Raw genomic sequence first — 13,399 nt, 5'->3', positions numbered from 1 at the left:
CGGGCGTCCGGTCGCGCCGCCGCCGTATCGTCCCTGTGGTCGAACGACTGTTCGGCGGGGCGGTGATCGGGCGAGGAGGCGGCGTGCGCGTACTGGGCGTCGACCCGGTCCTCACCCGGTGCGGCATCGGCGTGGTCGACGGCGCGCCGGGCCGTGCGCTCACCCTCGCCCACGTCGCGGTCGTGCGCACCCCTGCCGACCTCGAGGTCGGCCGCCGGCTGCTGCACCTGGCCGACGCGCTCGCAGAGGCGGTCGCCGAGTTCCGTCCCGACGTCGTCGCCGTCGAGCGCGTCTTCGCCCAGCACAACGTCCGGACCGTGATGGGCACCGCCCAGGTCGCCGGCCTCGCCCTCGTCGCCGCCACCCGGGCCGGCATCCCGGTCGCGCTGCACACGCCGAGCGAGGTGAAGGCGGCGGTCACCGGGTCGGGCACGGCCGAGAAGGCCCAGGACGGCGCCATGGTCACCCGGCTGCTGCGGCTGCCCGCCGTCCCGACCCCTGCGGACGCCGCCGACGCGCTGGCGCTGGCCATCTGCCAGATCTGGCGCGGCGGCGCGCAGGCCCGCATCGACGCCGCCGTGCGGAAGGTGGCCACCCGATGACCGAGCCGCTCGCGTTCGCCCTCGACCCCGACACGCTGCGCGAGGCCGTGACCGACCCGGCTGCGGTGTCGGCGCGCATCGAGCGCCTGCGCGGCTCGGTGCGCACTGCGCCGGACGAGATCGCCGAACTGCTCGCCCGGGGTGAGCTGGTCGAGCTGCTGCGCGTCTCGGGCGACCTCGACGAGGCTCTCGCCGAAGGCCGCCGCGCCGTCGAGCGGGCCGAGCTGGCCGGCACGCTGCCGCAGCAGCACCTCGCCCGGCTGCGCCTCGCACACGTGCACCAGTGGCGCGGCGAGTTCGCCGACTCGACCCTGCTGTTCACCGAGCTGCTCGCCGCCGCCGGACAGTTCGGGCCGGTGATCGCCGCCTTCATCCACCACCACGCCGGCCTGAACGACTACGACCAGGCGATGTGGACGGAGGCCCGCGAGCACTTCGCCGAGGCCCTGCGCATCCGCGCCGACCTCGAACTGGACGAGGCGGCCACCTCACGGCTCGCCGTGGCCGCCGCCGAGCGGCACCTCGCGACCGACGACCCGCAGGAGGACGCATGATCGCCAGCGTGCGTGGCACCGTCGCCGCCCTCGGCCCCGACGGCGCCGTGGTCGAGGTCGGCGGCGTCGGGCTCTCGGTGTCCTGCTCGCCCGGCACCCTGGCGCGGCTGCGGGTGGGGGATGCCGCCCGGCTGGCCACGTCCCTGGTCGTGCGCGAGGACTCGCTGACCCTCTACGGGTTCGCCGACGACGACGAGCGGGCGCTGTTCGAGTTGCTGCAGACCGCCAACGGCGTCGGCCCGAAGCTGGCCCAGACGATGCTCGCCGTGCACCCGCCGCGCGAGCTGCGCCGGGCCATCGCGACCTCCGACTACGCGACGCTGGTGAAGGTGCCCGGCATCGGACGCAAGGGGGCCGAGCGCATCGTCGTCGAACTGCGCGACCGCATCGGGCCGATCGACCAGGCCGGCACGGCGGCCGACGTCGCCGGGGTCACGCCGGTGGCGCCGTGGAAGGACCAGCTGCTGCACGCCCTCGCCGGGCTCGGCTTCACCGGCAAGGAGGCCGCCGAGGCCGTCGACGCCGTGAGTGAGGACGCGCCGGAGGTGCCCGACGTCGCGGTGCTGCTGCGCCGCTCGATCCAGCTGCTCGGCCGCACCACATGAGCCCCGCCCACGACGTCGACCCGGCCGACGAGGACCTCGTCTCGCCGGTGCAGGTGCCCGACGAGCGCGAGGTCGAGGCGTCCCTGCGGCCGAAGAAGCTCGACGAGTTCGTCGGCCAGCCGAAGGTGCGCGAGCAGCTGCAACTGGTGCTCGCGAGCGCACTGCGGCGCAACCGGCCGCCCGACCACATCCTGCTCAGCGGCCCGCCCGGGCTCGGCAAGACCAGCCTCGCGATGATCGTCGCCGCCGAGCTCGGCAGCGCCATCCGTGTCACGAGCGGCCCCGCGATCGAGCGGGCGGGTGATCTCGCCGCGCTGCTCACCAGCCTCACCGAGGGCGAGGTGCTGTTCATCGACGAGATCCACCGCATCGCCCGGCCGGCCGAGGAACTGCTCTACATGGCGATGGAGGACTTCCGGGTCGACGTGGTCGTGGGCAAGGGGCCCGGCGCGACCGCCATCCCGCTCGAACTGGCGCCGTTCACCCTCGTCGGCGCCACCACCCGGGCGGGCCTGCTCACCGGGCCCCTGCGCGACCGGTTCGGCTTCACCGCGCACATGGACTTCTACGACGTCGGCGAGCTCGAGCGCGTGCTGCACCGCTCGGCGGCCCTGCTCGGCGTCACCGTCGAGGCCGACGGCGTCGCCGAGATCGCCTCGCGGTCACGCGGCACGCCCCGCATCGCCAACCGGCTGCTGCGCCGGGTGCGCGACTACGCCGAGGTGCGCGCCGACGGCCGGGTCACCGCCGCGGTGGCCGCGGCGGCGCTGGCCGTCTACGACGTCGACGAACTCGGCCTCGACCGGCTCGACCGCGCCGTGCTCGACGCGCTGGTGCGCCGTTTCGGCGGCGGCCCGGTCGGCGTCGGCACGCTGGCCGTCGCGGTGGGGGAGGAGGTCGAGACCGTCGAGGAGGTCGCCGAACCCTTCCTGGTGCGCACCGGCCTGCTCGCGCGCACCCCGCGGGGGCGCGTCGCGACCCCGGCGGCGTGGCACCACCTCGGCGCGGTGCCGCCCGGCCCCGGCACCGGCGGCACACAGGGGCCGACGCTGTTCGACGCGTAGGCTCGTCGCCGTGAAAAGCCTGCTCCCGCTCGTCATCGTCATCCTCGTGCTGGTCGCGCTGACGGTGATGGCCCGGCGCAACCGGCAGCGGGTCGCCGACGCCCAGCAGGCCCGCGCCGACGCGATCCAGGTCGGCGCCGAGGTGATGACGACGTCCGGTCTGTTCGGCACCGTCGTGCGCCGCGACGAGGACACCGTGCAGCTCGAGATCGCCCCCGGCGTCGAGGTCAAGTGGGCCCTCGCCGCGCTGCGCGACCCGCAGGAGCTCCCGGTGCGGCGCACCGCCTGAGAGCCGCCGCCGCCGGTTCTCCGGCGCGTCCGTCATACTGGCCGACGGCACGGGGCGGCCCAGCGCTGCGCCCTTCTGACCACCTCATCGATGCCGAGGAGATCGTTCCCCGTGGCTGCAGCCCCCGGACAACTCCGCGTCGGACGCTATTTCCTGGCGCTCGCCGCGATCATCGCCCTGCTGTACACCCTGGCCCTCTGGCCGGGTGACCGCCACACCCCACGGCTCGGCATCGACCTCGTCGGCGGGACGCAGGCGACCTTCCAGGCGCGCACCCTCAGCGGCAGCCAGACGCCCACCGCCTCGGCCATGGACGAGGCGAAGGCGATCATGGAGGACCGCGTCAACGGCAGCGGCGTCACCCAAGCCACCGTGGTCGTCCAGGGCACCAACGAGATCGTCGTGTCCATCCCGGGCGGCACCTCGACCGACATCGCCAAGCTCGGCCAGCCGGCCGTCCTGAACTTCCGCGGCCTCGTCGCCCCGGCGGCGGCCACCACCTGCCGCCCGGCCGGCAGCGCGACGCCGAGCCCGAGCGGGTCGGCGGGGCCGTCGACGACCGGCTCGCCGAGCGCGCCGTCGTCGTCGGGCGCGCCGTCGCCGTCGGCGTCCACCTCGCCGTCGTCGTCGGTCACGCCGAAGGACGCGTCGCACCACCGGCTCGCCCCGACCGGCGCGTCGAGCACGGCGCCGCGGGCGAGCGCCACGCCGCTGAAGGTGCCCTCGGGCAGCAGCACCGCCCCGTCGCCCAGCACCTCGGGCAGCGGTTCGGCGAGCGGCTCGCCCAGCGCCCCGGCCCCGTCGGCGTCGAGCGCGGCACCGGTCGCGAAGTGCACGTCGAACCCGCTCGCCCCGGCGTTCAAGGCCGACCCGAAGCTCGAGGCCGCGCTGAGCAGCCCGAACGTCTACACCGCCAACGGCCTCACGACCGCGCAGGTGCAGCAGATCACCGCGTACCTCGGCAACTTCGACTGCGACTCGGCGCAGGACGAGCCCGACCTGCCGAACCACTTCTACATCGCCTGCGACTACGGCAAGCAGTACGGCACCAACCTGGTGTACCTGCTCGGCCCGGTGATCGTGAAGGGCTCCGAGATCGACTCGGCCGACGCGCAGGCGCCGAACCCGTCCAACGGCGGTTCGCCGACCTGGAGCGTGTCGCTCAACCTCAAGTCGTCCGGTGACAAGAAGTGGGGCGACTACACCGGCGCCCACAACATCGGCGGCGCGACGTCGACCAGCAGCGGCCAGGTCTACAGCTGCTCGACGTCCACCACGCCGTGCCCCGACTTCGTCGCGTTCACCCTGAACGGCCGCGTGATCAGTTCGCCGGTGAACACCACGACGATCAGCGGTGTCGCCACCCAGATCACCGGCAACTTCTCGCAGTCCGAGGCCAACGACCTGGCCAACCAGCTGAAGTACGGTGCGCTGCCGCTCTCGTTCAAGCTCGAGCGCGGCGGCCCGGTGTCGGCGACGCTGGGCACCTCGCAGCTGCACTCGGCGCTGCTCGCCGGCGGCATCGGTCTGATCCTGGTCGTGCTGTACTCGCTGATCTACTACCGCGGCCTCGGCTTCGTCACCATCGCCTCGCTCATCGTGTCGGCCGGCCTGACCTACGCCTCGCTGGTGTTCCTCGGCCGGCAGATCGGCTTCACCCTCGACCTCGCCGGCATCGCCGGCTTCATCGTCGCGCTCGGCATCACCGCCGACTCGTTCGTCGTCTTCTTCGAACGGCTCAAGGACGAGGTGCACGAGGGCCGGTCGATCCGCGTGGCCGTGCCGCGGGCGTGGGTGCGCGCCCGGCGGACAATCCTCTCGGCCGACGCCGTGTCCTTCCTCGCCGCCGCGGTGCTCTACTACTTCGCCTCGGCCGATGTGAAGGGCTTCGCCTTCACCCTGGGCATGTCGACCATCCTCGACCTCGTCGTGGTCTTCCTGTTCACCCACCCGCTGCTCTCGCTGCTGTCGCGCTCGCGCGCGTTCGGCTCGCCGACGTTCACCGGGCTCAACTCGTTGCGCGAGGGCGTCGTCCCGGCGACGGCGTCGGCCGCCCGGCCCGCGTCCCGTGCCGCCGAGGCGACGCCGGCCGCCGAGCCTGCCGCGCCGTCGGCGTTCGCGGGCACGATCACGCTCGAGAAGACCGCCACCGACGAGGCCGGCGGCGACGACGAGCCCGAGCGGCCGCGGCGGCGCACCACCCCGGAGGCGGGCACGGCGGCCGAGCGCGCGGCCGCGCGACGAGCGCGCCAGCGTGAGAAGGGAGACCGCTGATGTCGGCGCCGCAGCACCAGTCCCTCGTCCGGCGGCTCTACCGCGGCGAGACGCGGTTCGAGTTCATCAGGCACCGCAAGCGCTGGTACGCCTTCTCGGCCGTGCTCGTGCTCATCGCGATCCTGAGCATGATCATCCGCGGGTTCACCTACGGCATCGAGTTCAAGGGCGGCACCGAGTTCCAGATCGCCGACCCGAACAGCCGGCTCAGCGTCTCGCAGGTGCAGTCGGCGTTCTCGCAGGCGGGTGTCACGCCCGACTCGGCGATCCAGGTGGTCGGCACCGGGTCGAACCGGCAGCTCATCTCTCAATTCCACACCCTGGCGTCCTCGCTCAGCGAGAAGGTCAAGACCGACGTCTCGTCCACGCTGAACGCGAAGGGCAACGTCGGCTACACGACCTTCAGCCAGTCGTGGGGCCATGACACGACGACGAACGCGCTGTACGGCCTCATCGTCTTCCTGATCCTGACCGCCATCTTCATCTCGCTGCGGTACCAGTGGCGCATGGCGGTCGGCGCCATGGTGGCGCTGGCGCATGACCTCGTCATCGCGGCCGGCATCTACTCGCTGGTCGGCTTCGAGGTGACGCCGTCGACCGTCGTCGGCCTGCTCACCATCCTCGGCTTCTCGCTCTACGACACCGTCGTCGTCTACGACAAGGTGGGCGAGAACTCGAAGGACATCCTGGCCGGGTCGCGGATGACCTACAGCGAGGCCGCCAACCTGGCCGTCAACCAGACGCTGATGCGCTCGATCAACACCTCGCTCATCAGCCTGCTGCCCGTCGCCGGACTGCTGTTCGTCGGCGCCGGCCTGCTCGGGGTCGGCACGATCAAGGACCTCGCGCTCATCCTGTTCGTCGGCCTCGCCGTCGGCGCGTACTCGTCGCTGTTCCTCGCCACGCCCGTGGTCGTCGACCTCACCGAGCGCGAGCCGGCCTACAAGGCGCTCACCCGCCGGGTCGTCGCCAAGCGGGCGAGCGACGCCAAGAAGGCCGCGGACGAGTCGGGCGAACTCGCCGGCGCGACCGCGGTCGGCGTGCACCGCGGCGGCGGGCCGGCGCCCGCCCCGCGTCCCGGCGCCCGTCCGCAGCGGCGGCGTCGATGACCGCCTCCGTCCACCGCGGCGACACCGGCGCGGCCGCGGCAGCCACGGTCGCAGGCGGCCTGCGCGACATCCCCGACTTCCCGACGCCTGGGGTGCTGTTCAAGGACATCACCCCGCTGCTCGCCGACTCGGCGGCCTTCGGCACCGTGGTGTCCGCGCTCGCGTCCTGCGCGCCGTCGGGCACCGACCTGATCGCCGGCGTCGAGGCCCGTGGCTTCCTGCTCGCCGGGGCGGTGGCCGGCAAGCTCGGCTGCGGCGTGCTGTCGGTGCGCAAGGCCGGCAAGCTGCCTCCACCGACCGTCAAGCGCACCTACCAGCTCGAGTACGGCGAGGCCACCCTCGAGGTGCCGGTCGGCGTGCTCGACGGCCACCGCGTGCTGCTCATCGACGACGTGCTCGCCACCGGCGGCACCCTCGTCGCCGCCGCCGACCTGCTGCAGCAGGCGGGCGCCGACGTCGTGTCGACCGCGGTGCTGCTCGAGCTGTCATTCCTCGGCGGCCGGGCGGCGTACGGGGCCGAGCTGCACGCGCTGCTCACGGTGTGATCGGCACACATCACGCTGAGGTCGGCGCGAAGCAGCCGGTACCGGCAAGTACGCTCGATGTCGTGACCCAGACCCCCACGGCGCCCGTCCCGACGGGTCTGGCAGACCCCGTCGCGGGCACCCCGCGGGTGCGTGGGCACCGGCGCGGGCGGGTGGCGTCCTACATCGCCCTCACCAAGCCGCGCATCATCGAACTGCTGCTCGTCACGACGCTGCCGTCGATGATCCTGGCCGCCAAGGGCCTGCCCGACTGGCAGCTCGTGGTCGCCACCATGATCGGCGGCACGCTCGCCGCCGGCAGCGCCAACGCGCTGAACTGCTACGTCGACCGCGACATCGACGCCCTCATGCGGCGCACCGGCCACCGGCCGCTCGCCCGGCACGACGTGTCGCCGCAGGGCGCGCTCGTGTTCGGCGTCATCCTCGGCGTCGTCTCGATCGCGGTCATGGGGCTGGTGGCCAATTGGCTGTCGGCGCTGCTCACCGCCGTCGCGATCGCGTTCTACGTGGTCGTCTACACGATGCTGCTGAAGCGGCGCACCTCCCAGAACATCGTCTGGGGCGGTGCCGCCGGCTGCATGCCGGTGCTCATCGGCTGGTCGGCCGTCACCGGCTCGCTCGCCTGGCCCGCCGCCGTGCTCTTCGCCGTCGTGTTCTTCTGGACGCCGCCGCACTTCTGGGCGCTGGCCATCCGGTACCGCGAGGACTACTCGAACGCCGGCGTGCCGATGCTCCCCGTCGTGGCGTCGCCGGTGCGGGTCGCCCGCGAGATCGTCGTCTACACCTGGCTCACCGTGGCCGCGTCCCTCGCGCTCGTGCCGGCCACCGGGTGGGTCTACGGCGTGCTCGCCGCGGCGGCCGCGGTACCGCTGCTCGCCTCGGCGCACCGCCTGCTGCGCGTCACCGCGCGCGGTGGTAAGGCCAAGCCGATGCAGCTGTTCCACCTGTCGAACAGCTACCTCGCGTTCGTCTTCGTCGCCGTCGCCGTCGACGTCCTCTGTTCCTCCTGAACCGGCCCTGACGGACGCTCCGCGCCGTACCTCGCTGCGCTCGGGCCGCGTCGCGGCGGCCGGCTCTTCGCGCGAGCGCTCATCGCGTGGTGGTCACGTGAGACGACGCCATCTCCGTAAGGTCATCGGCGTGGACGTCATCCTCGCGACCTGTGCCGAGTACCCGCGGGGGGACGAGGACGCCGCCGAGCTGGCCGCGGCGCTCGAGCGCCGGGGGATCACGGCGCGCTGGCAGGTCTGGGACGACCCGGCGGCCCGGTGGGACGACGCGCTGGTGGTCGTGCGCAGCACCTGGGACTACTGGCGCGACCGGGCCGGTTTCCTCGCCTGGGCGGCCACCGTGCCGCGGCTGGCGAACCGCGCCGAGGTGCTTCGGTGGAACACCGTCAAGACCTACCTGACCGAGCTCGCGGCCGCGGGCATCCCCACCGTGCCGACCACCGCCATCCCGCCCGGCGAGCAGTGGCCGACTCCGCCGCAGGACGAGTTCGTGCTGAAGCCGGCCGTCGGCGCAGGCTCGCGCGGCGCGGGCCGCTTCCCCGCCGATCCCGCCGGCCTCGCCGCGGCCCGGCAGCATCTGGCCGCGCTGCACGAGACGGGACGCACGGTGCTGATGCAGCCCTACCTGCGACGGGTAGACGTCGAGGGTGAGCGGGCGGTCGTCGTGCTCGACGGCCAGGTGAGCCACGCCATCACGAAGGGAGCGCTGCTGCCGACCGGCACCGTGCACCCGGTGGACGGACAGGAGCTCTACGTGCAGGAGCAGATCACGGCGGCGCAGCCGGACGCGGACGAACTCGCCGTCGCCGAGGCGGCAGTCCGCCTCGTCGGCGACCGGTTCGGCGTGCCGCTCTACGCCCGCGTCGACCTGCTGCCCTCGCCGGACGGCCCGGTGATCATCGAACTCGAGCTCACCGAGCCGTCGTTGTTCCTGCAGCACGCGCCCGGCGCGGCCGACCGCTTCGCGTCCGTGCTGGCGGCCCGGACATGACGTCGACCGCGAAGCGCCCGGCGGCCCGGCCCCGGCCGTTCCCCACGCCCGCCCCGCCGCCCGTCGGACAGGGCGACGCGCCCGCCGGCGGGCCGGGAAGCGCGCCGGCGTTCCGGCCGATGGACCGCTCGCGCATCGTGGCGCTGCGCCGCATGAAGGCCACCGCGGCCGGCCTGCTGGTGCTCGCCGCGGTCGTCTACGCCGTCTGCCACTGGGTCGGCCACAGCCGCGGCGCCTGGGGCTACCTCGAGGCCGCGGCCGAGGCGTCCATGGTCGGCGGCCTGGCCGACTGGTTCGCGGTGACCGCCCTGTTCCGGCACCCGCTGGCGCTGCCGATCCCGCACACGGCGATCATCCCGCGCAAGAAGGACCAGATCGGCGAGAGCCTGGCCGAGTTCGTCAGCGACTACTTCTTCACCCCCGAGATCATCGGCGAGCGGGTCGCCCAGGCCCGCATCCCGCGTCGGCTCGGCGAGTGGCTCGCCGACCCCGATCACGCGCGCGAGCTCGCTGCCGAGGCCGCGCGGTCGGTGGGCGGGCTCGCGGGCCTGCTGCGCGACGACGAGCTGCGCAACGCGGTCGCGTCCTTCGCGGACAAGCGGCTGCGCGAGGTCGAGGTGGCCCCGATCCTCGCCCGCCTGCTGGACGCCGCCCGCGACTCGGGCCAGCACCAGCGCGCCCTCACCGCGGTGCTGCGGGGCATCAGCACCATGCTCGACCAGAACCGCGACGTGCTGCGCCAGAAGGTCGCCCAGGAGTCGCCCGACTGGGTGCCGGAGTGGGTCGACGAGCGTGTCTTCGCCAAGGGCTTCTCGCTCGTGCAGCACTTCCTCGGCGACGTCATCGGCGACGACGAGCACGCCCTGCGCCGCAACGTCACCGAGCAGCTGGAGCAGTTCGCCGAGCGGCTGCGCACCGACCCGCAGCAGGCCGCCCGCATCGAGGACGCGAAGCTGGAACTGCTCGACCACCCCGCCGTGCGCAGCTACCTCAGCGACCTCTGGACGACGGTGAAGGGCCTGATCCTCGACGGCGCGGTCGACCCCGACTCCGACCTCCGTCGCAGCATCGAGTCGCTCGTGCTGCGCGCCGGCACCGCCCTGCGCGACGACCCCGCCATCGCCGGGAAGGTCGACCAGGCCCTGCAGAAGCTGACCGGGCACCTGGTCAGCCACTACGGCGACGACCTCGCCGCGGTCATCACGACGACGGTCGAGCGGTGGGACACCGCCGAGACCAGCCGCCGGCTCGAGCTGCAGGTCGGCCGCGACCTCCAGTTCATCCGCATCAACGGCACCGTGGTCGGTGCACTGGCCGGCCTGCTCATCTACACCCTGGCGCACCTGTTCTGACGGACGGTCATGGCACGAAGCTGCCAATCGATCTTCGACGGTGCGCGACACGGGTGATTTGGACGGGTAGCGCCCGGTCACCGACCGCAGTCGGATCGGCACGCTGCGTCAGCGTCGCTGACAGCATGCAGTCGCGTCCCCGCCGTCCCCACCGGTGGTCTCGTTGGGCCGGTCAGTTCCGTTCCGACCCCCGCACACCGGAGACCGACGATGACCACCACCCGCTCCAGCGCGCCCTCCGGCGGCCTCCGCCGTCGCCGCGCGCTGCTCACCCTCGCCGCCGCCTCGGCCACCAGCGGCGCCCTGCTGGCGATCTCCGCCGGCTCGTCGACCGCGTCGACGCCGAAGGCCGACAGCGAGAACGTCACGATCTGCCACGCCACCTCGTCGGTCGACAACCCGTGGACGCGACCCACCGTCGATGCCGCCGGCGCCTACGACGCCCACCTGAAGGACCCGAGCACCAACCTCGTCCCGACCAAGCACGGCACGTGGGGCGACATCATCCCGCCGTTCGTCTACCAGGGCACGACCTACGAGCTGAACTGGACGGCCGAGGGCCAGGCGATCTGGAACAACGGCTGCGCCCTCGTCACGGCGCCGCCGTCGTCGTCGTCCACGACGACCGAGCCGCCGTCGTCGTCGTCGATCACGAGCGAGCCGCCGTCGTCGTCGTCGAGCACGACCGCGCCGCCGTCGTCGTCGTCCACGACGACCGAGCCGCCGTCGTCGTCGTCCACGACGACCGAGCCGCCGTCGTCCTCGTCGAGCACGACCGCGCCGCCGACGGACACCCCGACGTGCGCCGAGGGTGACAGCTGCGCCACGAGCCCGTCCGACCCGCCGCCGAGCTCGAGCAGCTCGGGCGTCGACGCCACCGGCACGTCGTCCGCCGGCGACCCGACGAGCACCAGCAGCAGCGAGACCGTGGGTGTCGCCGGGCAGGCCACCTCGGCCGGACCGATCCCTGGCGCGGTCGACGCCGGCCTGCACGCCCCGGTCGATAATGGCTCGCGCACCACGTGGGGCCTGGCCCTGCTGCTGCTCGGTGCGGCGCTGGCGCTCATGGCGACCGGTCTTCGGCCGATCCGTGGTCGTGCCCACTGACGCTCCGCGTCCCGCCGACGGGGGTTAAGACGGACGGCGTGCCCGCGGCACGCTCGTCCTCTTCGCCGCCGTCGCGCTGCTGATCAGCGGCGCCAGCATCCTGCGCATGCCGGTGGACGCGACCGGCGGCGGCCCGCGCGCCGCCGCCGCGCCGCTGCCCACCGACCTCACCGGCAGCGTCCCGCCGCCCAGCAGCACCGCCCCGCCTGCTCCGGACGGCAGCATCACCAGCACGTCCGCCGCTTCGACCAGCGCCCCGGCGCCGACACCCGCCCCCGGCGTCCCGGTCGCAATCTCCATCCCGTGGGCCAGCGCGAACCACCCGCACGGCGTGCACGCCCGCATCGGTGCCCACGACCTCGAGCCGAACGGCGCGCTGTACGTCCCCGCCGACCCGCGGGACGTCAGCTGGGCCAGGCAGGACGCCATGCCGGGCGCGGCGACCGGCACGGCCATCCTCACCAGCCACATCGACTACGTCATCGACGGGCGCACCGTCGCCGGCGCCTTCGCCGACCTCGCCGAGTACGCGCACGACGCGATCGGCCGCCGCTTCACCGTCACCCTCGCCGACGGGCGCACCCTGGCCTACCGGGTCACCGCCGGCCGCGAGTACCGCAAGGACCAGCTGGCCGCCGACCCGTCGCTGCGGCGGGCGCTGTTCGACCAGACCTCGGCGTTCGGGCCCGCCTCACGGCCGTCGGGACGGCTGCTGCTCGTCTCGTGCGGCGGCGCCTTCGACCCCGACACCGGCTCGTACGAGGACAACGTCTTCCTCTACGCCCTCCCCGCCTGACCGCACCACGCGCCCGCGACACCCGATGATCTCGGGAAAACCCCTGCGATCACCGGGGTTTTCCCGAGATCATCGGAGTAGCGGGATCATCGGGGTAGCGGGCGCGTCAGGTGGTCGAGGCGAGCGGACGCGGTCAGGTGGTCGCGGTGGTCGCGGTGGCCGGGGTGGACGCGCGGGTGCGCAGCAGCACGAGCAGGGCCGCCACCCAGGTGAGGCAGGCGCCGAGCATGTGCAGGCCGACCAGCACGGCCGGCACGTGCAGGAAGTACTGGACGTAGCCGAGCAGCCCCTGCGCCAGTTCGACGCCGAGCAACGCGACCGCCGCCGTCCGCACGACCGCCAGGTGCAGCAGGTGCGCCGCGACGACGGCCCCGACGGTGAGGCCGATGAGGATCATGACCAGGTCGGCGTGCAGCTGGGCCGCGCCGGCGGTCGAGAGGCCGATGCGCCGGATGTGCCCGTGGGTCAGGTCGCCGGCGTGCGGGCCGGTGCCCGTGACCACCGTCCCGACGGCGAGCACCAGCGCGGTGACGCCCACCAGCGCGCGCAGCAGCCAGCCGACGGCCTGCGGCACCGGCGACACCACGCGGTCGCCCACCTTCCACCACAGCAGCACCGCGACGGCGATGATCGCCGACGAGAGCAGGAAGTGGGCGCCGACCAGCCATGGGTTGAGGTCGGTGAGCACCACGATCCCGCCGAGCACGGCCTGGGCGGGGATGCCGAGGAACGCGACCAGCGCGAGCGCGCGCCCGCGGCGCTGCACCAGCGCGACCAGCAGCGTCACGAGCAGCGTCAGCCCGACGACGAAGGTGAGCGTGCGGTTCGTGAACTCGATCGCGCCGTGGTAGCCGAGCTGGGCGTGCGGCACCAGCGAGTCACCGGCGCAGTGCGGCCATGTCGGGCACCCGAGCCCGGAGTTCGTCAGGCGCACGGCGCCGCCGGTGACGACGATGCCGACGTTCACCACGACCGCCGCGAGCGCCAGCCGTCGCAGCAGTGCGGGGGAGTGCACCCAGCCGGGCAGTCGCCGCCGTACGGACGTGCCGAGCGGCAGCGGCGGCGCGGCCGTCACTCCCACTTGAACCACCGCGCGGCCGC

14 protein-coding genes are annotated in these 13,399 nt (G+C 73.5%); 13 read left to right on the top strand and 1 reads right to left on the bottom strand.

All coding sequences use genetic code 11. From position 1 onward, the window contains the following. The first annotated feature begins 83 nt into the window (after positions 1–83). The 13 genes from ruvC (at position 84) to ACTHMS_RS08415 (ending at position 12,298) form a co-directional block, all read left to right on the top strand. Entirely contained in the window at positions 84–602 is a 519-nt protein-coding gene (gene ruvC / locus ACTHMS_RS08475; protein ID WP_440306222.1) for a crossover junction endodeoxyribonuclease RuvC, read from the top strand. Continuing rightward, a complete protein-coding gene (locus ACTHMS_RS08470) occupies positions 599–1,156 on the top strand; it encodes a hypothetical protein (RefSeq protein WP_440306221.1) in 558 nt (185 codons plus the stop codon). The genes ruvC and ACTHMS_RS08470 overlap by 4 nt, the downstream gene beginning before the upstream one ends. Continuing rightward, complete coding sequence (gene ruvA / locus ACTHMS_RS08465; protein WP_440306220.1) at positions 1,153–1,761, top strand: Holliday junction branch migration protein RuvA; 609 nt, start codon at positions 1,153–1,155, stop codon at positions 1,759–1,761. The genes ACTHMS_RS08470 and ruvA overlap by 4 nt, the downstream gene beginning before the upstream one ends. Then, positions 1,758–2,825: a Holliday junction branch migration DNA helicase RuvB gene (gene ruvB / locus ACTHMS_RS08460; RefSeq protein ID WP_440306219.1), complete on the top strand. Its 1,068-nt coding sequence runs from the start codon at positions 1,758–1,760 to the stop codon at positions 2,823–2,825. Before ruvA ends, ruvB begins: the two co-directional genes overlap by 4 nt. 10 nt (positions 2,826–2,835) lie before the next feature. Continuing rightward, entirely contained in the window at positions 2,836–3,114 is a 279-nt protein-coding gene (gene yajC / locus ACTHMS_RS08455; protein ID WP_440306218.1) for a preprotein translocase subunit YajC, read from the top strand. A 111-nt stretch (positions 3,115–3,225) separates the two neighbouring features. After that, positions 3,226–5,388: a protein translocase subunit SecD gene (secD, locus tag ACTHMS_RS08450; RefSeq protein WP_440306217.1), complete on the top strand. Its 2,163-nt coding sequence runs from the start codon at positions 3,226–3,228 to the stop codon at positions 5,386–5,388. After that, entirely contained in the window at positions 5,388–6,497 is a 1,110-nt protein-coding gene (gene secF / locus ACTHMS_RS08445; RefSeq protein WP_440306216.1) for a protein translocase subunit SecF, read from the top strand. Before secD ends, secF begins: the two co-directional genes overlap by 1 nt. Continuing rightward, the gene (locus tag ACTHMS_RS08440) at positions 6,494–7,042 is read left to right on the top strand and encodes an adenine phosphoribosyltransferase (protein ID WP_440306215.1); all 549 of its coding nucleotides are present in this window, start codon (positions 6,494–6,496) and stop codon (positions 7,040–7,042) included. Before secF ends, ACTHMS_RS08440 begins: the two co-directional genes overlap by 4 nt. Positions 7,043–7,104: 62 nt before the next feature. Further along, positions 7,105–8,052: a heme o synthase gene (locus tag ACTHMS_RS08435; protein ID WP_440306214.1), complete on the top strand. Its 948-nt coding sequence runs from the start codon at positions 7,105–7,107 to the stop codon at positions 8,050–8,052. 130 nt (positions 8,053–8,182) lie between these two features. Beyond that, on the top strand, positions 8,183–9,043 hold the full coding sequence (locus ACTHMS_RS08430) for an ATP-grasp domain-containing protein (RefSeq protein WP_440306213.1): 861 nt from the start codon (positions 8,183–8,185) through the stop codon (positions 9,041–9,043). Beyond that, on the top strand, positions 9,040–10,395 hold the full coding sequence (locus tag ACTHMS_RS08425; RefSeq protein ID WP_440306212.1) for a DUF445 domain-containing protein: 1,356 nt from the start codon (positions 9,040–9,042) through the stop codon (positions 10,393–10,395). Before ACTHMS_RS08430 ends, ACTHMS_RS08425 begins: the two co-directional genes overlap by 4 nt. 210 nt (positions 10,396–10,605) lie before the next feature. Beyond that, a complete protein-coding gene (locus tag ACTHMS_RS08420) occupies positions 10,606–11,502 on the top strand; it encodes a hypothetical protein (protein WP_440306211.1) in 897 nt (298 codons plus the stop codon). Positions 11,503–11,608: 106 nt separating this feature from the next. Beyond that, positions 11,609–12,298 (top strand): class F sortase, encoded by a 690-nt coding sequence (locus tag ACTHMS_RS08415; protein ID WP_440306210.1) that lies wholly within the window; start codon positions 11,609–11,611, stop codon positions 12,296–12,298. 133 nt (positions 12,299–12,431) lie between these two features. Here ACTHMS_RS08415 and ACTHMS_RS08410 read toward each other — a convergent pair whose 3' ends face one another. Continuing rightward, positions 12,432–13,325 carry a COX15/CtaA family protein gene (locus tag ACTHMS_RS08410; protein WP_440306250.1) on the bottom strand — a complete coding sequence of 298 codons (894 nt, stop codon included), beginning with the start codon at positions 13,323–13,325 and terminating at the stop codon, positions 12,432–12,434. Between the last annotated feature and the right edge of the window lie 74 nt (positions 13,326–13,399).

The organism is Jatrophihabitans sp. (assembly GCF_051960575.1).
Taxonomy (GTDB): domain Bacteria; phylum Actinomycetota; class Actinomycetes; order Mycobacteriales; family Jatrophihabitantaceae; genus JBQCEE01.
The sequence above is the reverse complement of the archived record's forward strand: the minus strand, read 5'-3'. Positions and strand labels throughout refer to the sequence as shown.